The organism is Streptomyces sp. SAS_281 (genome assembly GCF_052542855.1).
The window spans coordinates 23,303-47,286 of sequence record NZ_JBMNDO010000062.1 but is presented as its reverse complement, the minus strand read 5'-3'; the positions used below and the strand labels follow the sequence as shown (position 1 = coordinate 47,286).

17 protein-coding genes and 1 pseudogene are annotated in these 23,984 nt (G+C 71.9%); 4 read left to right on the top strand and 14 right to left on the bottom strand.

Translation table 11 applies throughout. The annotated features are described in order from the left end of the window. Window positions 1–55 precede the first annotated feature (55 nt). From ACN6LM_RS22830 to ACN6LM_RS22820, 3 genes are all read right to left on the bottom strand, one after another. A complete protein-coding gene (locus ACN6LM_RS22830) occupies window positions 56–742 on the bottom strand; it encodes a TetR/AcrR family transcriptional regulator (protein WP_445067236.1) in 687 nt (228 codons plus the stop codon). A gap of 83 nt (window positions 743–825) precedes the next feature. Further along, the gene (locus tag ACN6LM_RS22825) at window positions 826–1,980 is read right to left on the bottom strand and encodes a saccharopine dehydrogenase NADP-binding domain-containing protein (protein ID WP_445067235.1); all 1,155 of its coding nucleotides are present in this window, start codon (window positions 1,978–1,980) and stop codon (window positions 826–828) included. Beyond that, the gene (locus tag ACN6LM_RS22820) at window positions 1,977–2,666 is read right to left on the bottom strand and encodes a TetR/AcrR family transcriptional regulator (RefSeq protein WP_445067234.1); all 690 of its coding nucleotides are present in this window, start codon (window positions 2,664–2,666) and stop codon (window positions 1,977–1,979) included. Before ACN6LM_RS22820 ends, ACN6LM_RS22825 begins: the two co-directional genes overlap by 4 nt. A gap of 762 nt (window positions 2,667–3,428) precedes the next feature. On the opposite strand from ACN6LM_RS22820, the gene ACN6LM_RS22815 reads away from it, so the two are divergent. The 4 genes from ACN6LM_RS22815 to ACN6LM_RS22800 all read left to right on the top strand — a co-directional run bounded on the left by ACN6LM_RS22815 (window position 3,429) and on the right by ACN6LM_RS22800 (window position 9,462). Then, window positions 3,429–4,772: a salicylate synthase gene (locus ACN6LM_RS22815; RefSeq protein WP_445067233.1), complete on the top strand. Its 1,344-nt coding sequence runs from the start codon at window positions 3,429–3,431 to the stop codon at window positions 4,770–4,772. Window positions 4,773–4,857: 85 nt separating this feature from the next. Further along, window positions 4,858–6,756: a BTAD domain-containing putative transcriptional regulator gene (locus ACN6LM_RS22810; protein WP_445067237.1), complete on the top strand. Its 1,899-nt coding sequence runs from the start codon at window positions 4,858–4,860 to the stop codon at window positions 6,754–6,756. A 142-nt stretch (window positions 6,757–6,898) separates the two neighbouring features. After that, window positions 6,899–8,167, top strand: coding sequence for a cation:proton antiporter (locus ACN6LM_RS22805; protein WP_445067232.1), 1,269 nt, complete (start codon window positions 6,899–6,901; stop codon window positions 8,165–8,167). Between the two features lie 68 nt (window positions 8,168–8,235). Beyond that, window positions 8,236–9,462, top strand: a complete 1,227-nt coding sequence (locus ACN6LM_RS22800) for an AMP-binding protein (RefSeq protein WP_445067231.1) — start codon at window positions 8,236–8,238, stop codon at window positions 9,460–9,462. A gap of 43 nt (window positions 9,463–9,505) precedes the next feature. Here ACN6LM_RS22800 and ACN6LM_RS22795 read toward each other — a convergent pair. From ACN6LM_RS22795 to ACN6LM_RS22745, 11 genes and pseudogenes are all read right to left on the bottom strand, one after another. After that, window positions 9,506–9,604, bottom strand: a pseudogene (locus tag ACN6LM_RS22795) (IS481 family transposase); the annotation flags it as partial. Window positions 9,605–9,718: 114 nt separating this feature from the next. After that, window positions 9,719–11,170, bottom strand: a complete 1,452-nt coding sequence (locus tag ACN6LM_RS22790) for a benzaldehyde dehydrogenase (protein WP_445067230.1) — start codon at window positions 11,168–11,170, stop codon at window positions 9,719–9,721. A gap of 45 nt (window positions 11,171–11,215) precedes the next feature. Beyond that, window positions 11,216–12,952: a thiamine pyrophosphate-binding protein gene (locus ACN6LM_RS22785; protein ID WP_445067229.1), complete on the bottom strand. Its 1,737-nt coding sequence runs from the start codon at window positions 12,950–12,952 to the stop codon at window positions 11,216–11,218. Continuing rightward, entirely contained in the window at window positions 12,949–14,313 is a 1,365-nt protein-coding gene (dpgC, locus tag ACN6LM_RS22780) for a (3,5-dihydroxyphenyl)acetyl-CoA 1,2-dioxygenase DpgC (RefSeq protein ID WP_445067228.1), read from the bottom strand. The genes ACN6LM_RS22785 and dpgC overlap by 4 nt, the downstream gene beginning before the upstream one ends. A gap of 26 nt (window positions 14,314–14,339) precedes the next feature. Further along, on the bottom strand, window positions 14,340–15,047 hold the full coding sequence (gene dpgB / locus ACN6LM_RS22775) for an enoyl-CoA-hydratase DpgB (RefSeq protein WP_445067227.1): 708 nt from the start codon (window positions 15,045–15,047) through the stop codon (window positions 14,340–14,342). Between the two features lie 55 nt (window positions 15,048–15,102). Beyond that, window positions 15,103–16,188, bottom strand: a complete 1,086-nt coding sequence (dpgA, locus tag ACN6LM_RS22770) for a 3,5-dihydroxyphenylacetyl-CoA synthase DpgA (RefSeq protein ID WP_445067226.1) — start codon at window positions 16,186–16,188, stop codon at window positions 15,103–15,105. Between the two features lie 129 nt (window positions 16,189–16,317). Further along, window positions 16,318–19,113, bottom strand: a complete 2,796-nt coding sequence (locus ACN6LM_RS22765) for an AAA family ATPase (RefSeq protein WP_445067225.1) — start codon at window positions 19,111–19,113, stop codon at window positions 16,318–16,320. Between the two features lie 211 nt (window positions 19,114–19,324). Beyond that, a complete protein-coding gene (locus ACN6LM_RS22760; protein ID WP_445067224.1) occupies window positions 19,325–20,836 on the bottom strand; it encodes an MFS transporter in 1,512 nt (503 codons plus the stop codon). A gap of 80 nt (window positions 20,837–20,916) precedes the next feature. After that, window positions 20,917–21,576, bottom strand: a complete 660-nt coding sequence (locus ACN6LM_RS22755) for an isochorismatase family protein (RefSeq protein ID WP_445067223.1) — start codon at window positions 21,574–21,576, stop codon at window positions 20,917–20,919. 28 nt (window positions 21,577–21,604) lie between these two features. Further along, a complete protein-coding gene (locus ACN6LM_RS22750) occupies window positions 21,605–22,135 on the bottom strand; it encodes a flavin reductase family protein (protein ID WP_445067222.1) in 531 nt (176 codons plus the stop codon). Window positions 22,136–22,284: 149 nt separating this feature from the next. After that, window positions 22,285–23,970 (bottom strand): NAD(P)/FAD-dependent oxidoreductase, encoded by a 1,686-nt coding sequence (locus tag ACN6LM_RS22745; RefSeq protein WP_445067221.1) that lies wholly within the window; start codon window positions 23,968–23,970, stop codon window positions 22,285–22,287. Window positions 23,971–23,984 lie beyond the last annotated feature (14 nt).

Genomic DNA, 23,984 nt, shown 5'->3' with positions numbered 1-23,984 from the left:
CCCCCCCCCCCCCCCCCCCCCCCCCCCCCCCCCCCCCCCCCCCCCGTCCCCACCGTCATGTCGCCTTCCGCTTTGCGTCGGTCCGCGCGAGCAGGCCGTCGACGATGGCCACAAGGCCCTCGTGGTGGGTGTCGCGGGTGGTGATCGTGTCCCACTGGCTCGCGAGCGAGGCGAGCCGGGGGAACTCCTCCGGGGCCAGCGTGGCGATGGCCGCGTCGCGGTGCGGGGGCCGCTCCAGACCGGCGTGGTGCCGTTCCCGGTTCACCCGGATGGTGAGCTCACCGGCGGTGTAGTACCAGATGACCCGGTAGGCGTAGACGGCCTCGTCGGGAGTGAGTCCGCACTCGATCGCGGCGTCGATCATGTTCTCCACGATCCACAGCGCGGAGACGGCCATCAGGTCGTCGGAGGCGAGGACCTCCACGATCCACGGACACTCGGCGAGAATGTCGTGCAGAGCCTGGCTCGCCGCGATCAGCCGGTCACGGGGGCCGGCGGGCAGCTCCGGGCGCGGGAAGCTCTGGGCGTGACGTTCCAGCAGCAGGAGCAGCAGCTCGTCCTTGTCGCGCACGTGATGGTAGAGCGCCATCGCCGTGCTCGACAGCTCCTGAGCCAGTCGCCGCATCGACAGGTTCTCCGGGCCCTCCCCGTCCAGAATGCCCTGGGCGGCCGTGAGAATGGCCTCTTGGGACAGTCTCGGGGGCCTGCCCGTTCTGCCGGTACGTCGGGTCTGAGGTGTCATCCTCATCTCTTCCTGTTGCTCGTGCCTGATGCGCAGTGGGTGCCGGTCGCGGGCCGTGGCGGCCGGGCAGGTGTCCCTGGTCCTCACGGCCCGCTGTCGGCCCGCGACCTCGCCCCGGGGCGCCGGTCGGTCGGTGACACCGATGCCATCATGCCCGGTTCACGGTTCGGCATTTCCGTCGCCTGCGCCGTCGACCGGGGAAGGTGACGCACGATCCAGTCGGCGGTGGCCTCGGGCGGCAGCGTAGCCGCCATGACATGGACGCCGGAGGGGATTCGGCCCGTCGTGACCTCGTGCGCCGTGATCGAGGCGATCACGCCCACCAGGCCCGTCACGTCCGTGGAGTGCAGCAGTGCGCTCCGGCGGACCGGGACGCCGTCGGGTGTCACTCCGTCGAGCGTTCCGTAGAGGATCTGGTACGCGGAGCTGCCCGCCGAGTCCCGCAGACTCACCCGGGCCAGTTCCCGTGCGGCGGCCATGAGCGCCTTGCCGTCGCCCGCCGCCGGGTGCTGGGCGGCGAACCGGTCGAGGAAGGCGGGCACGCCGGGACCCTTGAGCACTTCGTGCCAGTGGGCCTCGCGCAGCCGCAGAAGGTAGGCCTGCTCCCGCAGCTCCTCCGGGAGGACACGGCGGACGGCGGTGGCGTGGCCCGGGACCGGGGTGACGTCGCCGTCGAAGGGCACCGGGCCGGGGGCGTGCTCGGCGGGGAGGTCGACCGCGTGCCGCCTGCCGAGGAGGCAGGAGACGGCTGTGTGCGACGGGATGGCGCCGAGACCGCCCCACCAGCCGCTGAACCGCGTGGCGGAGTCGAGCCCGTCCGCCAGCCAGCGCGGCACCCATCCGGCCAGCGTGCCCGAGAGCCCGGTGAAGAGAACGGCCGAGCACGCCCCCGCCGGGGTGCGCGAACCGCCGTCGTCCGTCATGCCCACGTAATGGACGCCGGCGGTGAGTACCGCTGCGCGCACCTGGCCGCGGAGCGCGAACGCGGTCCCGGAGCAGTCGAGGACGGTGGCACAGCCGCGGGTGAAGTGGGTCAGGCTCTGGTCGTCGCGGGTGTCGACCACCGCCGCCTCCGCGCCGTCGCCCAGTTCGCGGGCGAACCGCCAGGCCGTCTCGGCGGAGCGTCCGCCGATGCGCAGCCGGTAGCCGCCCTCGGCTGCGAGGATGCGGGCAGCGGTGGCGCCCACGCGCCCGTATCCGCCGAGGATGCCGATCATGGGTGTGGGGTCGGTGTTCATGCATGCTCTCCCGGGTGGGCCGGACGCCCGCCGAGCAGCCCCTCCACGATGTCCTCCAGAGCCTCGCGGTGGGTGTCCCGCGAGGTGAGCGCGGACCAGCGGCCGGCGAGCGAGGTCACACGGGGGAAGTCGGTGGGCGCCAGGGTGGCGAAAACCTGTTCACGCTGTGTGGGACGGGTCAGTTCGGCGTGGTGCTGACGGCTGGTCGTCCGGATCAGGAGGACGCCGACCGTGAAGTGCCAGATGGCCTGGTGGGCCTGGGCCGCCTCCACGGGGGTGAGCCCGCATTCGACGGCTGCGTCGAGCAGCGTCTCCATGACCCACAGCGCGGATACGGCCAGCAGGTCGGGGGAGGCGAGGATCTCGTTGAGGAACGGGTACTCCTCGAGGACATCGTGGAGCAGTTGGGCGGCCGCCAGCAGCCGCTCACGCGGGTCTTCGGGCAGGACCGGCCGGGGGCGTTCCCGGGAGCGGGAGGCGACCAGGAGCAGGAGCAGTTCGTGCCGGTCGCGCACATGGTGGTAGAGGGCCATGGGTGTGATGGAGAGCTCCCGGGCGAGCCGGCGCATGGACAGCTGCTGAGGCCCCTCGGTGTCCAGGATGCGCAGCCCGGCCGCGACGATCGTCTCCTGCGAGAGGGGCGCGGACCGACGTGAGTCGGCCCTGCGCCGGTTACGGGGCTTCATGCCTGGTTCTCCCATCCGAGTGCTGAGCTGTCCGGGCCGCGGCGCGCTCCGGATCACCTTGCTGCGCTGGGCTCTTCGGGGCGGGGGGTGACATCGACAGGAGCCCGGGCTACAGTTATTGTACGCGTACGTCTTACGGGTATAAAAACTCTATGGAGGGGTCCGATGCCGGGGCTGGACGCAGGTCCGGGGCGGGGGTGGGCACCTCCATGAGGCGGCCTCGCCGCGCATCGCCGTACGGCATGGTGCCCGGCGCGGTCCGGGCGGCCCGGCAATCCCCCGTGCAAAAGCGCCGGGCCGCCCCAAGGCGGGCTGTGGGGAAAGGTGAAGTGATCGCGCCCTGTATTCCTGTAGGGCTGCGTTCAAATCCGGTCAAGTCATGGTCAAGCCGTGGCGGCGAGTGAAAATTGTTGATTCGAGTCGAAGTCGTTAGGTAGAGTCGTCCCGTTCGGCCGCTCCTGCATATTCAGGGGGTTGTCGGGGGGAGAGCCCGGAGTATCTTTTTTTATTTCGGGAGTGACCGGCGTTGTCTTCAGGAGAGCGTCGCAGGTCTTGGCGTGCCTGAATGTCTTCGGCTGTGTGGATGCGGCGACCGGCGTTTTGCCACATCATCCTGCGATGGCTTTCTTGTAACATGCCGTCAATATTTCCCTGATTACCTCCTGTGGGGATCGGTCGAGTGTTTTCCGCCCTCGTAGTGGTCAATTTCGGTCGTCAACTGCAGGAGGAAGATCCGTGGTTATCTCGTATCGATCGACAAGCGTGCGAACGGAACTCGAGCCACTTGTCGCGGCGGCCGGGCTTGTCGCCGCCGGCCTGTTCTCCACCTACGTCGTCTATGAAGGTCCGGACGCGTGGTCCGTCGCGGGCGGAATCGTGGCCGAAGTCGTCGTGGGACAGGACACCGTCCGATGCACGAAGGACGGCCGGACCGTCGAACGCCCCTGGCAGGGCGACCCGTTGGGTCAGGTGCGTGAGTTCCTGGACGGCCTTGAGCTGACCGACTGGCGGGCCTACGGCTGGAGTGCCTTCGAACTGGCGTACGCCGTCGCCGGCCGCCCCGTCGGTACGGGCGTCCTTCTCCATCTCGTCGTCCCGCGTACCGAGATACGCCTGCTCGCGGGGCAGGCCCTCGTCCGCAGCGTGGATCCGCAGGAGGCGGCCCTCGTCGAGAAGGCACTGGCCGGCCTGGAGGAGGCCCCCGGGGCCCCCGGGTACCTGCCGGTCGGCGTGGACATCGAGGTGGGCGCTGAGGCGTATCGTTCCTGCGTCGCCACGGTGGTGGACCGGATACGCGCGGGCGAGCTGCAGAAGGCCGTCGTATCCCGGGTCGTCCCCGTCACCTCCGAGATCGACTTCCCGGCGAGCTACCTCGTCGGACGCCGCGCCAACACCCCTGCCCGGTCCTACCTGTTGCACATGGGCGAACTCCAGGCCCTGGGGTTCAGCCCGGAGACCGTCGTGGAGGTCGGCACCGACCGCAGTGTCTCCAGCCAGCCGCTGGCAGGCACCCGGGCCCTGACCGGCGACGCCGCCGAGGACCGGAGACTGCGCGAGCATCTTCTGGCGGACCCCAAGGAACTCCATGAACACGCGATCTCGGTGAAGGTCGCCGTCGATGAACTCGCCGAGCCCTGCCGGCCGGAGACCGTCGTCGTGCAGGAGTACATGGTGATCAAGGAGCGGGGCTCCGTACAGCATCTCGCTTCCCGCGTCGTGGGGCGGATGGCCGAGGACGCCAGTGCCTGGGACGCCTTCGCCGCCGTCTTCCCCGCCGTCACCGCGTCGGGCGTGCCCAAGGCCGCCGCCTACGACGTCATTTCGGACTGCGAACCGAGGGCGCGCGGCCTCTACGCGGGCACCGTGATGACGGTCGCGCAGGACGGCTCCATGGACGCCGCGCTCGCCCTGCGCAGCGTCTTCCGACGGAACGGCGAGACGTGGCTGCAGGCCGGTGCCGGGGTGGTCGAACACTCCGTACCCGAGCGTGAACTCGAGGAGACCCGGGAGAAGCTGAAGTGCGTGGCAGACCGCCTGGTGGCTGTGGCGCCAGGAAGCGCGACAGCGTCGGCCGAAGTCGTGGCCGAGAAGCACTCGTACGTCTGAAATCTTTGGCAGCGAGCGGTCCGGCGGCCGCAGCCACGACTCAGGAGGCGACAGGGCAATGCCGATGACGGGGGTGCCCTTGGAAGTGCAGTTGTTGGGGCCTGTACGTGCCTGGCGGCACGGCAGCGAGGTCGTGCTCGGGCCGCCCAAGCAGAGAGCCGTGTTCGCGCTGCTGGCCGGCCGGGCGAACGACGTCGTGAGCGTGGACCACATCATTGACGCGGTCTGGGGCGGCGACATCCCGCAGACCGCTGCCAATGGCGTCCACACCTACGTGGCCGGGCTCCGCCGGGTCCTCGAACCGGAGCGCAGCAGGCGGGAGAGCGGCGCGCTGCTGGTCTCGACGGCAGGCGGCTACGCGCTGCAGACGGATCCCGCGACGGTCGACGCCACGCTCTTCGCCCGCCGCCACGCCCAGGCGCGCCGTGCCCGGACCGAGGGACGTCTTCAGGAAGCCCTGGACGTGGCGGAGTCCGCGCTGTCCCTGTGGCACGGGGAGGCGCACTCGGGAGTCCCCGGCCCCTTCGCGGCGATGGAGCGCACCCGGCTCCAGGACCTCCGGCTCACGGCCGTCGAGGAGTGGGCCGCCGACATGCTGGAGGCGGACCGCCCCGTCGAGGCGGTGACCGTACTGCTGGGGGCCGTGGCCGAGGAGCCGCTGCGCGAGAAGCTGCGCTGGCTGCTGATGGCGGCGCTCTACCGGTGCGGACGCCAGGCGCACGCCCTGGAGGTCTACGCCGAGACCCGGCGGCTGCTCCGGCGCGAGCTGGGCATCGACCCCAGCGCCGAACTCCGGACGCTGCACCAGCAGATCCTCACCGGCGGTCCGGTCGCCCCGGCCGGAGCCTTCCGTCCGAACGCCGTCCAGCCGGCCGGCACGGGGGCACCCGAACCGGAGCCTCCGGCCCCCCGGCTGGTGCTCTCCGAGACGCCCAAGCCGGCCCAGCTTCCGCCCGTGGCCAGAGGGTTCCTCGGGCGCTCCAGGGAGCTGGAACGCCTCGCGCGGCTGCTCACCGAGACGGAACCGCGGGGCGCCTCCACGCCCATCGTCGTCATCGACGGTCCCGTCGGCGTCGGCAAGAGCGCGTTCGCCCTCGAACTGGCCCACCGGCTGTCCGACCACTTTCCGGACGGGCAGCTCTACGTCGACCTGCGCGGTACGAGCGTCGAGGGCCGCTCGCTGAGCGCCTCCGAGGCCCTGCTTCAGGTGCTGCGCAGCCTGGGGGTCGACGACAGCCGCATCCCCGCGGACCTGGCGAGCCGCGCGACGCTGTACCGGAGCCTGCTGCACGGCAAACGTGTCCTCGTGATGCTCGACGACGTGCTCAGCGCGGACCAGTTGCGGCCGCTGATCCCCGGTGGCTCCTCGTGTGTGCTCAGCACCGGCCGGCAGCGCCTGGGCGGCCTCGCCGTCCGGGACGGCGCGCATCTCCTGCGGCTCGACCCGCTCGGCACCCAGGACGCGCTCAGGCTGCTCCGCTGTCTCAGCGGCGACCGTCTCCATCACCAGGAGGCTGTCGCCCGGCGCCTCGTGGGGCTGTCCGGCGGGCGGCCCCTGGCGCTGCGCATGATGGCCGAGACGCTGGCCGCCAATCCGGACGTCTCCTTGGCCGCGCTGGTGCGGCACATAGTCGAGGAACACGGCCGGCTGGACCGGCTGACGGCGGGTGACGATGCCTCGACCAGCCTGCACACCCTGTTCGAGACGTCCTACCGGGCGTTGCCGGACGAGGCGGCGAGGATGTTCCGGCTCCTCGGTCTCTTCAGCGGCGGGCTGATCACCGTGTCGGCGGCCGCCGGCCTGGCCGGTACGACCGAGCAGGAGGCCGCGGAAGTTCTCAGGCTCCTCGCCCGCCGTCATCTGCTCCGCGAGGCCGGTGGGGGGCTGTACCGGATCCACGAGCTGATGAGGCTCTACGCGGCCGAGTGCGCCGAGCGCGAGCCGCTGACCCACCGGAGTGCCGCCGTGGCACGTCTGCCGTAGACGAGCGCCGCGGTCGCCCGCGCCCCGTATCTCCTGTGCCCCATGGCCCCCGATCCATGGGGCACAGGCGTGTCCGCGGGGCGCCGCCTGCCATCAGAGACCGTTCAGAGCATCTGTAGGCGGCTGAAGGAGAGTGGTCGCCATGAGCAGTAATCAGGTGGCACTTCTCCTCTTCGACCTCGCTCTCATCCTCGTCCTCGCCCAGGGACTCGGGTATCTCGCCACCAAGATCGGGCAGCCACCCGTCGTGGGCGAGATCCTCGCCGGCGTGCTTCTCGGGCCGACAATCCTCAACGGGGCGGTGTCCGACACCTTGTTCCCCCAGACGATCCGGCCCTTGCTGAGCGCGATGGCCGATGTCGGCGTCACCCTGTTCATGTTCGGCGTGGGCCTGGAGATCGAGCGCCAGGCGCTGCGCGGCCGCGGCCGCATGGCCGCGGCCGTGAGCCTCGGATCGACGGCGGTGCCCTTCGTCCTCGGCACCGGGCTCGGTTTCTTCCTGCTGCGCAGTCATGAGACCGACCAGAAGGCCGCGTTCATCGTCTTCATCGGCCTGGCCGTGTCCGTGACCGCCTTCCCCGTGCTGGCCAGGGTCCTGTCCGACCGGGGCATCGCCGGCACAGCCCTCGGCGGTATCGCCCTCGCGACGGCGGCCCTCGTGGACGTCGTCGCCTGGACCGCCCTGGCGGGGGTGCAGGCGGCGACAGGCAACGCGGGCGCCCACTGGCGCGTGGCCCTCATGATCCCGTTCATCCTGGTGCTCGTCCTGGTCGTGCGCCCTCTGCTTCGCCGCCGGCTCGTCCGCGGGGAGGGGCACGGGACCACGTCGGGATGGTGGTACGCGCAGGTCCTGATCGGAGCGCTGCTGTGCGGCGCGGCGACCGAGGCCATGGGGTTGCACTACATCTTCGGTGCCTTCCTGTTCGGCGTCGTCATGCCGGACGAGGGCGCCGAGCGGCTGCGCGGTGACCTCATGCAGCACACCCGCACCGTGACCTCCGTGCTGCTTCCCGTCTACTTCGTCGTCGCCGGCCTCAAGGTGGACCTCCGGCACTTCGGCTGGGCGGAGATCGCCGAACTCGTCGCCGTCCTGCTGGTCGCCGTGGGCGGCAAGTTCGGCGGCACGTATCTGGGCGCCAGGAGCGCGGGGCTGCCCGCCAGACCTGCCACGGCGCTTGCCGCGCTCATGAACACCCGCGGCCTCACCGAGCTCGTCATCCTCGGTGTCGGTTTGCAGGCCGGGCTGCTCGATGAAGGGCTGTACTCCCTCATGGTCGTCATGGCGCTGGTCACCACGGCCATGACCGGCCCGCTGCTGTCCCGGACGTACGCCAAGCCCGTGATCGTCCCGGCGGCCACGGCCGTAGAGCCCGGCCGGGAGACCGACCGCCCCTCCTCCGTCAGGCGCTGAGACCCGGCCGGCGGCACCACGCACCACACGCAGCAGGAGCAGCGCCATGACCAGAAGGAGACCCAGACATGCTCTCGGCCGAACTCCGGGACGCCGTACGCCCCGTTACGGGCGGCAAGGACCACCCGGGCCAGCCGGGCCGGACGCTCGACGGCCTCTTCGGCCGCGCCGCCCGGCGCCACCCGAAGGCCGTCGTGGTGCGCGAGGGACCGAGCACCCTCCTGTACGGCCGGGCCGACACCCTCTCGGCGCAGCTCGCCACGGCACTGCTGAGGGCCGACGTCCAGCTGGGTGACCCCGTCGTGGTGCACTGCTCCGATCACCGGCAGGCGCTCGTGGCCCAGCTGGCGGTGATGAAGGCCGGCGGCGTATGCGTGCCGGTGCCCCGCGACCTGCCGGCCGGGCGGACCCGCCGGCTCGCCGCCGTCAGCGGCGCCGATACGGTGCTGTGCAGCCGGGCGACCCGGGAGGCATGGGACCGCGCCGGGTGTCGGCGCAGACTCCTCCTGGACGATCCCGAACTGTGGAAGCGGCTCGGAGCACGCTCCGTCGACCGGGCGCTGCCGATCTCCGCACCCGCCGAGCCCGCCTACCTGCTGACGGCGCGGGAGGCCGGCGACTGGGGTTCCGGTCACCTCGTGGACCACCGGGCCTGGCATCTGGCCATGGCCGCCCGGTCCGAGCAGATCGGACCCGCCGGGCGGGCGGTCGCCGTCACCGAACAGCCTGTCGGACCCGCCACCCTGTCCGCGATGTGGTGGGCCTTCGGATCAGGTAGCACACTGGTCGCGCGGCCCGGCGGGCCCGTCACGGGCCCGGACGGGGCGGTCGTCGTGTACGAGTCGGCCCAGTACCCGCGCGTGCTCGACGCCCTGGCCCGGGAGCCCCGCCCGACGCGGCCCCGGATGGTCGTCCTGGTCGGAGCCCCCTGCACCCCGGACACCGTGGCCCGGCACGTCGAGCTTCTGCCCGAGACCGTCCTGCGCGCCGAGTTCGCGCCCGGCGGGAGTGTGCTCCCCTGGGCGGTGAGCACGTACCGGGCCGGCCAGGGAACACCGTCCGGCGGAGGTCCTGTGGTCGGAGCGGCCCCCGGCGTACGGCTGAGTGTGCGTGACGCCCTGGGGGAGAACCTCCGGGCCGGCCAGGCCGGAGAGGTGTGCGCGCGAGGGCGCACCCTGCCGTTCGACGTCATCGGCGCCCCTGCCGCCACCGGCTGGGGAGGCACCCTGCTGCGCTCCGGCTTCGCCGGCCGGCGCAACGCGGACGGGGTCGTGGAACTCACGGGTCCCGCATGAAGCAGGAGGCCGCAGCCCCTCGGGCCGCGGCCTCCCTGTCGTGCCGCTCGGCGGCCCGGCGCAACGGCCGGCCGCCCCCGACCACGCAGCGGGCCAGGCGCAGGCGGCCGGTCTCGGTCAGGGGTGCGTCACGGTGGACCACGAGGGCCTTTCCGGTCGGTGCAGACGTCGCAATCCACACCGAACCCGGAAGGCCCTCACTCGTTCAGGATCACTCCACCGTGAACCCTGTCACCGACCTCCGTGGACAGAACACCTAGGGCCTGTCCTCACGGGTCGTGAGCCACTGCCACTGGGTGTACGAGTCCCAGGCGAACTGCGCTCCGTGCCGGGCCCCGTTGCCCGAGGCACCGAAGCCGCCGAAGGGCACCACGGCCTGATGGTTGACCGTCTGGTCGTTCACGTGAATCATGCCCGTCCGCAGCCGGTCGGCCAGCCGGAGCCCACGTTCGACCGAACCCGTCCGGACCGCGGCGACGAGACCGTACTCCGTGTCGTTGGCGACGGCCGCCGCCTCGTCGTCGTCCCGGACGACCACGACCGGGGCCACCGGGCCGAAGATCTCCCGCGTGAACGCAGGCATCCTCCTGGTGACCCCGGCGAGGACGGTCGGCGGGTAGAACGGCCCGTCCGGTGCTCCGCCGCAGCGCAGTTCGGCGCCCGCGGCGACGCTGTCGCGCACGATCGTGTGGATACGTTCCAGCTGCCGGCCGTCGATGACCGGACCCAGGTCGACCGGGTCGGTCCAGGGATCGCCGACGGTGAGCCGGCGGGCCTCCTCGGTCAGCCGCCGTACATACGCCTCGGCGACCGCCGTGTGCACGATGTGGCGGCCCGCGGCCATACAGATCTGCCCCTGGTGGAAGAACGACGCGAAGGCCCCCGCCGCCGCGGCCGCCTCGACACCGGCGTCGTCCAGGACGATCAGCGCGTTGTTGCCGCCGAGTTCGAGCGAGACCCGTTTGAGCGTCCGGCCCGCCGCTGCTCCCACCTCCCGGCCGACCGCGGTGGAGCCCGTGAACGACACCATCGACACGATCGGATCGGCCGTCAGCGCGGCGCCGGCCACCGCGTCACCCGGCAGCACGTGCAGCACGTCCCTCGGGAGTCCCGCCTCCTCGAACAGACGGGCCACGACCAGGCCCCCCGAGACCGGCGTACGGATGTCCGGCTTGAGGATCACGGCGTTCCCCAGAGCGAGCGCGGGGGCCACCGAACGCAGGGCGAGCAGCAGCGGCACGTTCCACGGGCTGATCACCCCGACCACGCCCAGTGGCACCCGGCGGGCCAGGCTCGACCGGCCCGGAGCGGAGGGCAGGACCTGACCGTGCGGCTGCGTGGCCAGGGCCGCGGCCTGGAGGATCTCCTCCACCGTGTCCGCGATCTCCGTCTCCGCCTTGGCCCGTACGGCACCGCCCTCACGGACCAGCCACCGGGCGACCTCGGCCCGGTGCTCCTCCAGAAGGCCCGCCGCCCGCCGCAGCACCGCTGCGCGATCTGCCGCGGGGCGGGCAGCCCACGCCTGCCCGCCCCGGGCCGCGACGCTCGCGGCCCGGGTGACGTCCGAAGCGGCGGCGACACCGACCTGGACAAGCGTCTTCCCGGTCGCCGGCTCGACCACGTCGGCGACGGCGCCGCCGGACGCGGGCCGCCAGCCGTCGCTGAACACCGTCCCGGTGAGCCGGTCCACGTCGACCAGGCCTGTCATGGTTCTCTCCTGACGTTGTGATGGTCCGAGCACCCGGCGGCCCGGTCAGGCACCGTCGGCGCAGCTCGTGATGGGGACATCGATGAGGACCGGCTCGGTCCCCGCGGCCGCCCGCGCCACGGCCTCGGCCAGGTGGCCCGTCGAACGGGCCCGCACCGCCCTGATGCCGAAGAATCCGGCGACGCGGGTGAAGTCGAGAACCGGCGGTGCGAGGTCGAGGCCGTCGGGCACACCGGGTGATCCGTCCGTGAGCCCCAGGAAGTCCCGGGCGGGCGTCAGATCGATCCGGGGAGGCGTGAGTTCCAGGCCCCCGGACCGCCGGCGGGCGGCCCGGCTCCGTTCCCGTCGGGCGGCCGTCTCCTTGAGGGTGCGGTACTCGCCGTTGTTCATCACCACGAAGGTGGCGGGGACGCGGTAATGGGCGGCGCTCCACAGCCCCTGGAGTCCGAACAGGGTGCAGCCGTCGCCGAGCACGGCCACGACCGGCCGACCGGGGTCTCCCATCCGGGAGCCGATGGCCGCGCCGATGCCGGACCCGAGACCACCGCCGACGGTGTGCACGTACGAACGCGGACGCTCCAGCGGCAGGACGCCGCGCAGCAGCAGTCCGCTGGTGATCGCCTCCTCCACCACCACGGCGTCCGCGGGGAGCCCCGAGACGATCGCGTGCACGGCGGCCAGGGGGTCCATCGGGGCGTCGCCGTAAGCCGCGAGCGCCCGCTTCGTCAGCCTGCCACGGGTCGCCTCGTGCAGGCGGCCGGTCTCCCTGAGCCGCCCAGGGGCCTCGGGCACCTTTCCGGCGAGCTGCGCGGCCAGCGCGCTCAGGGTGGCCCGCACCCCGCCGACAAGCCCGAGGGCCACGGGGAAGGTCCGCCCCGGCTCGCCCGGATCGTCGTCCAGCTGGATGACGGAGGTACCGGTGGGGATCGGCGAGCCCGGCTCGTAATGGTGTGCCATGAACGCCCGGGTGCCCGCGACCAGGACCACGTCATGGCCTTCGAGAGCCGAGCGGATCGCCGAGTAGCGGGCGTCGAGCATGCCCGCGTAGAGCGGATGCACGGTGGGGAAGTTCACCCCGTCGTGCATCGGCTGGTGGTAGACCGTGGCTCCGACGGCTTCGGCGACCGCCACCAGCTCGGCGACGGCACCGTCGCGTCCCACCCCGTCCCCGGCGACGACCGCCGGCCGGGCGGCCCCGGCGAGCCGCTCGGCGGCCTCCGGCCAGCCGAGGGCGGGGCCGAGCCCGCCGAGCCGCGACTTCGGCGCGGGCCGGTCGACCGGCCCCTCCTCCTCCAGCAGGTCCATCGGGATCGACAGGAAGACCGGGCCCGCTGGCGGCTGGACGGCCAGCGCGAAGGCCCGGCGCAGCATGCGGGGCAGATCGTGGGCGTGCTGGACGTCGAAGGTGTGCTTCACCGCTGCCCGGGCGATGCCCACGAGGTCCCCGGAGAGCATGGGGTCCTGCGCCAGGTGGCGGCGGTCCTGCTGGCCCGCGGTCACCACCATCGGCGTGCGCGAGCGGCTCGCGTTGAGGAGCCCGACCAGGCCGTTGGCGAGCCCGGCCGCGATGTGCAGGCTGACGAAGGCGGGCCGGCCGGTGGCGCGCGCGTACCCGTCGGCCATCGCGACCACGGAGGCCTCCTGGACCCCCAGGACGTACTGGAGGTCCGGGGCCGCGGTGACCGCCTCCACGAAGGGCAGTTCCGTCGTGCCCGGGTTGCCGAAGACGCGGGTGACGCCCTCGTCGCGCAGCACCTCCAGCATCGCGTCGACGGGCCTCACGAAACGCTGCCGTTCCGCCGGTCCGAGGACGCGCCGGCGCTGAACCGGTCCACCTTGTCGATGACGTCGGGGCTGTACAGCCGCAACGCCTGTTCGAGCGCGAACTCGGCGGCGTACGCGCGGAGCCGGTCCATCGGCTCCTCGGAGAGGTTGATCATGTGCCGGTTCGGTACGACGGCCGGGCTCGCGAGCCGGTCGACCGCCGCGTCCACACTCGCGTCCATCAGCTTGGGGTCGACCACCTCGTCACAGACCACGCCCGCATCGGGCTCGCCGGCCCACAGCTTCCGGCCTGACAGGATGACCTGCCGCGACAGCCGTCCGCCGGCGAGCGCGGTCAGCCGGAGGTTGGCCATGCCGGGCACGATGCCCTCCTGCGCCGCCGGAAGACTCACGTACGAGTCGGCCGCCGCGACGACGTGGTCGACCGCGAACAGCATCTGCATGCCGCCACCGATCGCGAAGGTGTCGACGGCGGCCACCCACGGCTTCTCGACCAGGGGCCGGGGCCAGGCGTCGTCGACCTGGACGCCGCGGATCAGCTTGTGGAGGTAGCCGAGTTCGCGGCGGAGCAGGAAGTCCACGAGGGATATCCGGCCCTGGTGCAGGTCGACCAGATTGATTCCGGCGCAGAAGACCCGGCGGCCCTGGTAGCGCGGGTGGGTCATCTTCCCGCCGCGCAGCACCCCGACCTTGACGCGGTCGTCGAGCAGGGCCAGGTCGACGGCGGTCTCCAGGTCGTCGACGAGCTGGTTGTCCTCGGCGTTGAGGAACCGGCCGTTGCACAGGGTGATGTGGGCCGCCCGGTCGATCAGTTCCAGCCGTACGGTTCCCAGGTCGAGGCTGCCCGTCCGGCTGAACTCCCCGAGCAGCGAACGGGCGCGCTGAGTGGGTCGCAGCATGGCCCGCATCAGATGCGGACCGGCCTGCGGCGACCGGAGCACCCAGTGGAAGAAGATGCCCTGGTCGATCTCCCGCCCTTCCTTGTCGGACTGACCGCACTCGCGTTCCGCCGCCATCTGGGCCTCGGTCGGGGTGAGGCCCGGGAATGCCTCGGCGGCGGCGAACACCAGCTCGGACAGCGAACGCTGCTCACGCAGGCCCCCGGTCAGCGCGAGGTAGACGCGCTCGACGTGCAGTTCCAGGAACGCGCTGCGCAGCCGACGCTGATCGGCGATCACCTCGGCAGCGAGCTGCTGCTGTCCGGCGTCCCGGCCGGGCTTGGCCGGGAGCTCCCCGAGCAGCTTCTCCGCTTCGGCCGTGTACGCCCGCAGGGCCTCGGCGTCGGTCAGCAGCGAGCCGCTGAGGACCGGTGCCGGGACGGACCACCGCTCCGCACCGGGGAGAGGACGTGCCGTCATGTTCTCGACTCCTTCCGTGTCGGTCATCAGGCGTTGCCGCCCGCGCCGAGGAACTCACCGCGGCTGCGGCGCAACGTGCGGTCGCACGCCGCGAGATGCTTGCCCAGCGCCTCCTCGAAGGCGGTCACTCCGGCCTCGATGATGAGCTGGCGCCGGATGGCCAGCTCGGACGGGTCCAGCCGGGCGAAGCGCTCCGCCAGCCTCGCGGCGACCGCGGCCGGATCCTTGGTCACCTGGTCGATCAGACCCGCTGCCAGCGCCCGCTGCTCGGACAGCTCGGCGCCGAACAGCATGAGCCGGCGGGCGTGCACACCACCGAGCTGGTTGGTGAGCCGGTGCAAGGCCATGCCCGACCACACGCCGTCGTTGCTCACCGGAACGGCGATCCGCGTCCCGGGCGCGCCGATGCGGTGGTCGGCGGTGAGGAGCACGTCGAGAGCGGGGCCGCTGCACACGCCTTCGATCGTCACGATCTTCGCGAACCAGCCCTGTTCGAGCCGGCGCAGGGCCTTCTCCCAGCGGCTCACCAGGTCGATGCCCACGGCGCCGGGCCAGTTCTCCGCCGGGCCGGTGCCGTGCAGCCGGATCACGGCACTCGTCCTGCCCTGCGCGTCCTCAAGGCGGTCGCAGAGGGCGTTGACGTCGGCGACCAGCAGGGGGCAGAGCGGGCGCGTGCTGTCGATCTCCAGGAGGGTGTCGGATGAGGGGGCCTGGGCGAGTTCCGTTATGGGCATGTCTGAGTCCTGATCGTCTGGTCCGACGGGGGGAGTTGGGTGCGGGCGTCGCCGTTCAGTACCGGACGAGCGCCGTTTCGATGGTCGAGCCGGGGCCCATGGTCATGAGGACGCCGTAGTCGCCGGGGCGCGTGGCGCCTTCCCGCAGCAGCTGCTCGTACGAGAACAGGAAGGAGCCGCTCGACAGGTTGCCGTAGTCACGCAGCACGTCGGTGGTGTGCCGCACGTCGTGCCGGGTGAGACCGAGGTTGACCGAGACCGAGTCGATGACCTTCTTGCCGCCGGAGTGCACGAGCCAGTGCGCGATGTCGCTGCGCCGCAGGCCGGTGCCCCTGAGGAGGTTCGCGATGACGCCCTCGGCGTGCGCGCCCACGACATAGGGGACGTCACGGTCGAGGTAGAAGCTGAACTTGCCCTGTTCGTCGTCCCAGTCGAAGCGCATCGCGTCGACCGCGTCGGGGACGATGCAGCTGGCGTACTTCAGCACCTGGGGGCCGGGGCGTTCCGTGTCGCGCGAGACCGCGATCGCCGCGGACCCGTCGCCGAAGAGGCTGTTGACGACGGAGGTGCGCATCGTGCCGTCGAAGACGTACGCGGCCGAACACACCTCTATGCACACCATCAGGGCGATCCTCCCCGGGTTGGCCGAGGCCCAGCCGGTGGTCGCGTTCAGGGCGTTGAGGCCCGCGTTGCACCCCATACCGACGATGTCGAGCCGGCCGCAGTCGGTGGGGATGCCCAGCTCGCGGATGAGGAGGGCGCTGAAGCCGGGGGTCAGCAGCCCCGTCGAGGTCACGCAGACCAGATAGCCGATGTCGCTGACCGCGGCGCCGATCCGCTTGAGGCAGGACTGCAGCGCACGGGCGCCCATCTCGGTGCCCCGGGCCTTGTGCTTGGCGAGCAGTTCGCCCTGGGTCTCCATGGTGGGCCGGCCGTCGCCGCCGTAGGGGGGAACGTTCAGGAAGCGCCGGTCGATCGCGCTGTTGAGGAATACCGAACGAATCCGATCGTCCTGGATCCCGTACAGGTCCAGGAGATCCTTCTGGGAATAGGAGGAATCCGGGGTCGAGGTGCCGACGCCCAATATGGTCGGCCCGCTTCGCGTGGCGGCCCAGGAGGTCGTTTCTGCACTGGGAATCATTCTGACTGCCCCTCGCTGATGTCGGTGGGAAATGCCCTCGATGCTCTGCGAAAGAGTCACGGAACGAGCCTAGTCGAGGAATTCATCGACGGAATACCCCTCCCGCTGTGAAGGGAGTCACCGGCCCCCCTAGGGGGAATAGGGGGAAGAATTGAAAAGGGCCTCGGTGAGTAAGGGTTCCGCCACCTCCGATTCGTTTTCCCCGGCGTCGAGGAGCACGGGAAGGTCCGTGCGGTTCTTCACGCGGAGCTTTCGGTAGACCTGCGTCAGATGCTGCTCGACCGTGCTGACGGTTATGCACAGCCGCTGCGCTATCTGCCGGTTGCTGTGGCCCTGCGCGGCCAGCCCTCCGACCCGGCGCTCGGCCGCGCTGAGCTCCGCCGCGAGATCGCCGCGAAGATGTGGTCCGCCGGAGGCGGCCCGGGACGACGACGTGCCCGCGAGTCCGGGCTGCAAGGACCGGGCGAGACGCTCCGCGTGGCACTCCTGCGCTGCCCGCCACGCCCGTCGCAGGGCCGGCCTGGCCCGCCGGGAATCGCCGTTGGCGGCGAACGCGCCGCCGAGATCGGCGAGGGCGTGGGCGAGCTCCAGCCGGTCGCCGGCCGCTTGCAGGGCGTCCACCGAGTCGTTGAGCAGCGAGGGCCGTTCGTGCGGTTCCAGGGTCGCGGCCAGTTGCCGCAGCGCCCGTCCCAGGGTGCGCTCGTCGTCCACCGGGAGACCGTCGAGCTGTTCCTCCAGGAGCACGCGCGCCTCGTCCCGGCGTTCGAGGCGTACGAGGGCCTGGGCGGCGTCGACCCGCCACGGCAGCTGCCGGGGACCGTCGTCCCACCACTCCGTCACGAGCCGGCCGCAGGTCCGGAAGTCGCTGAGGGCCGCGTAGGGCCTGCCGACCGCCAGGTGGTACTGCCCGCGCGCCCGCAGGTACCGCAGCCCGAAGGGCGTCTCCAGCAGCGCGCCCGGCGTCGGCATGTTGAGATAGCCGGCCGCATCCTCGTAACGCCCGGTCTCCACGGCGGTGATGAGCAGACAGGCGAGCGGCGCCCCCGCCAGGACCCCCCAGCTGCTCCGTGACGTCTCGTCCAGGGCCGCGGACGCGAACCAGCCGGCGGCAGCCAGGTCGCCCCGGAGCAGAGCGGCGTCGGCCCGTGCCGCCGTGAACAGGCGGCCCCAGCGCGGGCCCTCCCGTCCCGCGGCGTCCGCGAGCATCGGCAGGCACCACGGCGCCACGGTCGACAGCCGCTCGGGCCGGGCCAGCGCCAGCAGGCCCAGCGCGATCCGGGTGAGCGGCGCGTCGGTGTGCAGGCCCTGGCCGAGATGATCGCTCGACACCGCCACGTCCCCCCGTACGGCGGCGAGAGCGGTGGCGACCAGCGAAGCGGGTCCGTCGGCGCGCGGTTCCGGGCGCGGGGGCGGCACGGCGCCGGGGCCCGTCCGCCGGCGCTGGGCCGGGTAGCAGAGCTCCAGGCAGGCGCGCACGGCGTCGAGTTCCACGGCCTCCGGCCCGGACGCGGTGGCGGCGAGCCGGTCGAGCGCGGCGGCCGCCTCGTCCACGCGGCCGTGCCACAGCAGGTACTCGACGACCGCCACCGGCTGTCGACCGGTCAGCAGACCGCGCCGGGAAGCGTCCGTGAGCGCCCCGAGATGGCGGACGGCGCCCGCGGGGTCGACGCGCCACTCCGTCTCGGCGAGCACCGCGCGGCTCACGGCGCGCTGCTGCTCGTCGTCGGCGAGGGAGTGGGCCAGTTCGAGGCAGTCGAGGGCGAAGTCGATCTGGCCGCTGGCGGTCGCGCTGGCCGCGGACTCCCTCAGCACCGCCGCCGCCCATGGCTGCTCGGCCTCCCCGGCGGCGATCAGCTGGTGGGCGATCGACGTGGAGCGGCCCCCCTCCGCGTGCAGCAGCGCGGCGGCGCGCCGGTGCCAGGCGATGCGCGCGGGCGCCCCGAAGTCCCTCAGGACGGCGTCCTGGGCGGCGTGGTGCCGGTAGCGGCCCTGGTGCAGCAGCCCCGACTCGTCGAGCAGGTCGACGAGGGCGCGGGTCTCGATGGCGCCCACCCCGCTGAGCCGGGCGACGAGCTCCGGGCGGGTCGCCTCGCCGACCACGGCGACGGCCCTCGCCACGTCGAGCGCGTCCGGTTCGAGCCGGTGGAGGCAGCTGACGACCCGTTCGGCGAACCGGTCCCCGACCACGGGGCCGGTGGGCGGCTCCTTGCCCGCCGAGCGGGTGGACGCCTCCCAGTCCTCGGCCAGCGCCCGGACGAGGAGCGGGTTGCCGCCGGAGAGGGCGAACGCCGCCGGGGCGAGACTGTGGGCCACATGCGCGTCGAGGTCGTGGGCGAGGAGCGCCGCGACGCCGTCGTGCGTGAGAGGGGCGAGCCGGATCTGCGTGCAGTACGGGTGGCGCGACAGCTCGGTGCGGAAGTCCGGGTGCCGGATGCCGGAGCGGTCCTGGTCGCTCAGCAGCAGCATGATGCGCGACCGGCGCAGCCGCCGGGCGAGGAAGAGCAGACACTGCAAGGAGTCCATGTCCGCGTGGCAGACGTCGTCGACCTCGATGAGCAGGGGTTCCCCGGCGCTCATGTCGAGGAAGACCCGGGACATCTCCTCCAGCACCTGGGGGCCGACCTCGCCCTCCTCGCGGACTCCGCCGCGCATGACGGCCTCGGCCCGTCGCGCGTACGCCGGGTCGGCGCCGTGCATGAGCTGGCTGAGCAGACCGAAGGACAGGTGCCGCTCCACCGGTGAGGCGGCGGCGGCGAGGACGCGCACCCGGTCGCCCGCCACCTGTTCGGCGAGGGTGTGCAGCAGTTCCGTCTTGCCGACCGCCACCGGGCCGCGGAGTACGACGACGCTGCCGGTTCCGTGCAGGCACTCCTCCAGCAGTCCTGCGAGCTCGGCGAGTTGGCGCTCCCGCTCGACCAACACCATCCGTGTGCACCTCCTGGGGCCGTGACGGCTTCAGTCTGCGCGGGCTCGTCTGAAGGAGTGCTGGACGTTCTCTCCCCGTGGCCGGAGCGGAGCGCGGCAGGTCGCACACACGACGGACCGGCCGCGCGGGAGATCCCGTTCACGGCCGGTCGGATGGTCGGGGGTCGGATGGGGGGCGCCGCGGCGTGCGGCGGTGGCGGTGGCCGGTGCCTCAGCCGCGCTCCGCCGGAGCCGCCTCCCCGCGTCGTGCGTCGCGGGGGGCGTCCCCGCCCGCGCCCTGGCGGGGCGCCGGCCCCGGCATGGGGCTGGGGCTCTGGCGGGGGAGCAGGAACACGGCGACGAGCACCGCGAAGAGCAGCAGACCGCTGTTGCACGCGAACACCATGCCGTACCCGTGGGCGAGCCGCTGGTCCGCGGAGTCCGAAGCGGCCGCGTTAGCCGTCGCGGTGGCCGCGACCGTGCTCATGGCGGCCAGGCCGATGCTGCCGCCGAGCTGCCGTGCGCTGTTGAGCAGGCCCGACGCCATGCCGGCCTCGTGCGGTGCGACTCCCGCGGTCGCCGCGTTGGCGATCGGGACGAGGAGCGGCCCGATGCCGAAGCTGGTCACCAGGGACGGGCCCAGGACGTCGACCAGGAAGTTCCCGGTCGGCCGGATCTGGCTGAACCAGGCCATGCCGGCGGCGCCGATGATGCCGCCGACGATGAGCAGCTGCCGCGCCGAGTACCGGGCGAGCAGCTTCACCGCGTACAGCGACCCCACCACGAGGCCCAGGCAGAACGGCAGGAACGAGAGCCCTGCGCTGAGCGCGCCCATCCCGAGAACCTGCTGCAGGTAGAGGGAGACGAAGTAGAAGGAGGTGAAGATCGTGATGGAGACCATCATCATGTAGAGGTTCGAGCCGGACACGGACCGGTTGGTGAGCACCCGCAGCCGCAGCAGCGGCTCCTTGGCCCACGTGCCCTCGTACACGAAGAACCCGGCGAGCAGGACCGCCGCGACGGCGAGACTGCCGATCGTGGCCGCCGATCCCCAGGACTCGCTCTCGGTCCTCACCAGCGCGAAGACCAGCAGGGACGTCCCCAGGGTGGCCAGGACGGCGCCGACGACGTCGAGCCGGCGTGCCGTGTCGCCCGCGGTGGCCCTCGCCACGTGCCGGCGGGCGAGCCAGACACCGATGACCGCCATGGGGACGTTCACGAGCATGACCCAGCGCCAGTTGATGTACTCCGTGAGCAGACCGCCCACGACCACGCCGACGGCGGCACCTCCGGCCGTGACGGCGCTGTACACGCCGAGGGCCTTACCCCGCTGGGGGCCGGCCGGGAAACTCGTCGTCAGGACCGCGAGAGCGGCCGGGGCGATCAGAGCGGCGCCCACCCCCTGGACCGCGCGTGCGGCGATCAGCTGGCCCGGGGCCTGAGCGAGGCCGCCCAGGAGCGAGGTGATGCCGAAGAGCACGAGTCCGATCAGGAGCAGGGGCCTGCGGCCGAAGCGGTCGGCTGCCCGGCCTCCCAGGAGCAGTAGTCCGCCGAAGGTGAGCGTGTAGGCGTTGACCACCCAGGACAGTCCCGACTCGTCGAAGCCGAGTGCCGTGCGCATCGACGGCAGGGCGACGTTCACCACCGAGACGTCGAGCGAAACCATGAGTTGGGCCACGGAGACGGTCCACAGGACGCCGCCGGGGCTGACGGCCTGTTCCTCTCGTACAGAGTTTTTGTACATGTAAAAATAGTAGCCCGGGGGGTAGGCCTTGTCGAGCGAAAACCGTGCGCCCACGGCCTGTACGGGGGCCTTCAGGCAGGTCACTCCGGGACCGGGCGTGCGGCACCGAGCAACTGGGCCGTGAACGCCGCCGCGGGCTTCACGACCGCGCAGCAGCTCGCCGCCCAGGCGAGCGCCGCCCGGTGCTCCTCGGCGCTGAAGTCCGCGACCGCGTCGGCCGCCAGGAAGACCTCCAGGTTGTGGCTGAAGGCGTCCAGCGCCGTGGCGACGCAGCTCAGGTGCGCGTACAGGCCGCAGATCACGATCTGGTCCCGGCCCAGCGACCTCAGATGCCGCTCCAGGCCCGAGCCGAAGAAGGCGCTGTACCGCCACGCGGTCAGCACGGCACCGCTCGCATCCGGTGCGAGCTCGTGCGCGATGGCCGCGTCCTCCAGCGCGTCGTCCGGGCCCTTCCCCCAGAAGTCGGTGAGCAGACCGCGCTCGCCCGGCGCCTGGGTGCCCGGCTGCACCATGTGCACGACCGGTACCCGCAGGCGGCGACACGTCCTGAGAAGGTCCGAACAGGTGGCGAGCAGGGGATCGAGCGGCGAGGTGCCGCGTGCGTACGGCCGGAGGAAGAACCCCTGCATGTTCAGGACGACCAGGGCGGAGCGCCGGGCGTCCACGGTCCAGGTGGCCCTGTTCTCGACGAGCGGGTCCCCGCCGGGCATCGCATAGGGATCGATCACGAAGGCGTCCATGGTCCGCCGTTCCTCTCCGCCGCCGCCGTCAGGAGATGAAGTCGTACGACAGGAAGCCGTTCTCCGCGTCCTCCGCCCAGGACCCGTAGCGGCGCATGCCGTAGAGCAGGGGAATCGGCCGGCGCAGCGACGTGACGAGGGTGACGTGGGCCATGACCACGGCGTGGTCGCCGACGGCCTGTTCGGCGGTGACCACGCAGTCGGCGATCGTGTGCGCCGCCTCGATCAGATGCGGGCCGCCCTCGTTCGGGGCCGGAACCCACGGCACCTGGCCGAACCGGTCCGGGGCCCCCGAACCGAACAGCTCGGAGGTGGCGCGTGCGCGCTGGTGGAGCAGGTTCACCGAGAGCTCCCCGCTGTCCAGGACCGCGCGGAGGGTCGGGCTGCCGGCCCGCAGGCAGACGAGCAGCGTGGGCGGGTCGAGGGCGACGCTGCACAAGGAGGTGCAGGTCATCCCCCAGGGGGTGCCATCGGGGGCCAGCGCGGTGACGACCGAGACGCCCGTGGGGAATCCGGCCATCAGTCGGCGCAGGTCGGCTTGGTGCGGCTGGTGTGACATGGTCCTCACTCGCCTCGGTGACGGAGGTGCGAACAGGAGGGGCCGGACGGCCGCGCGGGCTCGTAAGGCTCGGCCACGGGGCCGTCCGGCGGGTGGGGGAGGGGTGGACCGGGCCGGTGAGCCGGCCGCGGGGGTCGGGCGGACCGGGATCAGTAGCCCGCGGAACCGGTCCCGGCCTCGGCCTCCTTGGCGAGCGCCATGCCGCGTGCGGCGTTGAGCATGCGCTTGCCGATCTCCGGCGGCGCCTGGGTGCGCGACCACTCCTCGGCCGCCTCCATCCGCTCCCGCGTCATGTTGAAGCAGCGGTTCTCGGGCAGTCCGAACTTGTCGGCGTGCGCGATGAAGTCCACTTCCTTGCGGATGTATTCGTGGATGCGCGCGGCCGCCGCGTCCGGTTCCAGCGTGCCGCCCTCGACGGCCTCGCACAGTTCACGGGTCAGTGTGCCCAGCCGGACGAAGGTCTCGCTGATGGGCAGCGGGGAACCCGGGTTCCCGGACCGCTCGGCCTCCAGGAAGACATCGGGGTCGCCGGTCTCGCTGAACCGGTAGTAGGCGTCCTCGACCATCATGTTGCCGCTCATCGTGCCGAGCATCCAGGTGCGGTTGACCGCGTTCCACAGCTCGTAGTGGCCGAAGCCGACGAACGAGCTGTAGACCAGGTCGTCGTGGAAGTCGAACAGCCCCTGCTGCAGCGCCTCCACGTGGGCGAACCGCTCCTTGGACCAGTCCCCGTCCCGGGAGGCCGCGATGAGCCGCCAGCCGAGTGCGTTGACGAGCTCCAGGGTGTTGGCCAGACCGCGGGAGTACAGGGCGTCGATGAATCCGGCCGCGTGGGACGTCAGGCAGTACCGGTCACCGACGACGGTCTTGGCGGAGTACTGGAGCCGGCCCGTGGACACCCAGGGGCGGACCGTCTTCGCCCCCTCGAACTGCCAGGCGATCTCGGGGAACCGTGCGAGGAAGTCCTGGAACTCCTGCTCCGGCGGGAGGTGGCCCTTCGGATACTTCCGCGGGTCCAGTGTCAGGCCCACGCTGCACAGCGGGTTGCGGGCCTTGTCGTGGTTGTCGAAGGGGATCACCCAGAGCCAGCCCCCGTCGAAGACGTGGTGCAGCGTGCCGTGATGCCACGGGCTCGGCTGGTCGTGGGGCCGCGCCGTGGGCGAGTCGTCGAACGGCTTCACGCCGATCATGTGCGTGAAGAGGCAGCGCGAGTGGGTCCGGGCGCGGGTCGGCGTCTCACGCAGGTCGAACTTCTCCGCGAGCGGCGAGCGGAACCCGCTGCCGTCCACTACGTAGGAGGCCCGGAACTCCTCACCGTGCTCCGTGCGCAGGACCGCACCCTCGTCCGGATCGATGTCGATCTCGGTGACCCGCGTCGAGAGCCGCGCCTCCGCGCCGTAGGTGAGCGCCACGTGGAACAGATGCGCGTCGACGTCCTGCCGGAACAGATGGGTCTCCGTGCGCAGGTCCATGGGGACGACGAGCTGATTGATCTCCTGCGGATTCTGCGGCTGCCCCTCGCGGTGGTAGACGAACCCGAAGTTCTGCTTCTGGCCGCAGTTGGGGGAGATCTCCTCGATGGTCCCCTTGTAGTTCGACAACGCCTTCAGCTCGGGCACGTCGTAACGCTTGGCGATGAGCCTCGCCATGCCCGAGGTGTACGGGATGGTCGACTCGCCGACCGCGAAGCGCGGGTGGGTGCCGGCGTCCAGGATGAGGGTCTTCACCCCGTTGCGGGCGAGCACCGCGCCCAGCATGCCCCCGGCCATGCCGCTGCCGAGGATCACCACGTCGTACCGGTCCGCCGCCGCGGAGGCGGAGTTCTTGTCCTGCACCAGTTCTTCCTTCC

Bases quoted from the DNA above. Each gene is read 5' to 3' on its own strand.
- ACN6LM_RS22830 (WP_445067236.1), bottom strand. From the start codon at position 742: ATGACACCTCAGACCCGACGTACCGGCAGAACGGGCAGGCCCCCGAGA.
- ACN6LM_RS22825 (WP_445067235.1), bottom strand. From the start codon at position 1,980: ATGAACACCGACCCCACACCCATGATCGGCATCCTCGGCGGATACGGG.
- ACN6LM_RS22820 (WP_445067234.1), bottom strand. From the start codon at position 2,666: ATGAAGCCCCGTAACCGGCGCAGGGCCGACTCACGTCGGTCCGCGCCC.
- ACN6LM_RS22805 (WP_445067232.1), top strand. From the start codon at position 6,899: ATGAGCAGTAATCAGGTGGCACTTCTCCTCTTCGACCTCGCTCTCATC.
- ACN6LM_RS22800 (WP_445067231.1), top strand. From the start codon at position 8,236: ATGCTCTCGGCCGAACTCCGGGACGCCGTACGCCCCGTTACGGGCGGC.
- ACN6LM_RS22790 (WP_445067230.1), bottom strand. From the start codon at position 11,170: ATGACAGGCCTGGTCGACGTGGACCGGCTCACCGGGACGGTGTTCAGC.
- dpgC (WP_445067228.1), bottom strand. From the start codon at position 14,313: ATGACGGCACGTCCTCTCCCCGGTGCGGAGCGGTGGTCCGTCCCGGCA.
- dpgB (WP_445067227.1), bottom strand. From the start codon at position 15,047: ATGCCCATAACGGAACTCGCCCAGGCCCCCTCATCCGACACCCTCCTG.
- dpgA (WP_445067226.1), bottom strand. From the start codon at position 16,188: ATGATTCCCAGTGCAGAAACGACCTCCTGGGCCGCCACGCGAAGCGGG.
- ACN6LM_RS22765 (WP_445067225.1), bottom strand. From the start codon at position 19,113: ATGGTGTTGGTCGAGCGGGAGCGCCAACTCGCCGAGCTCGCAGGACTG.
- ACN6LM_RS22760 (WP_445067224.1), bottom strand. From the start codon at position 20,836: ATGTACAAAAACTCTGTACGAGAGGAACAGGCCGTCAGCCCCGGCGGC.
- ACN6LM_RS22755 (WP_445067223.1), bottom strand. From the start codon at position 21,576: ATGGACGCCTTCGTGATCGATCCCTATGCGATGCCCGGCGGGGACCCG.
- ACN6LM_RS22750 (WP_445067222.1), bottom strand. From the start codon at position 22,135: ATGTCACACCAGCCGCACCAAGCCGACCTGCGCCGACTGATGGCCGGA.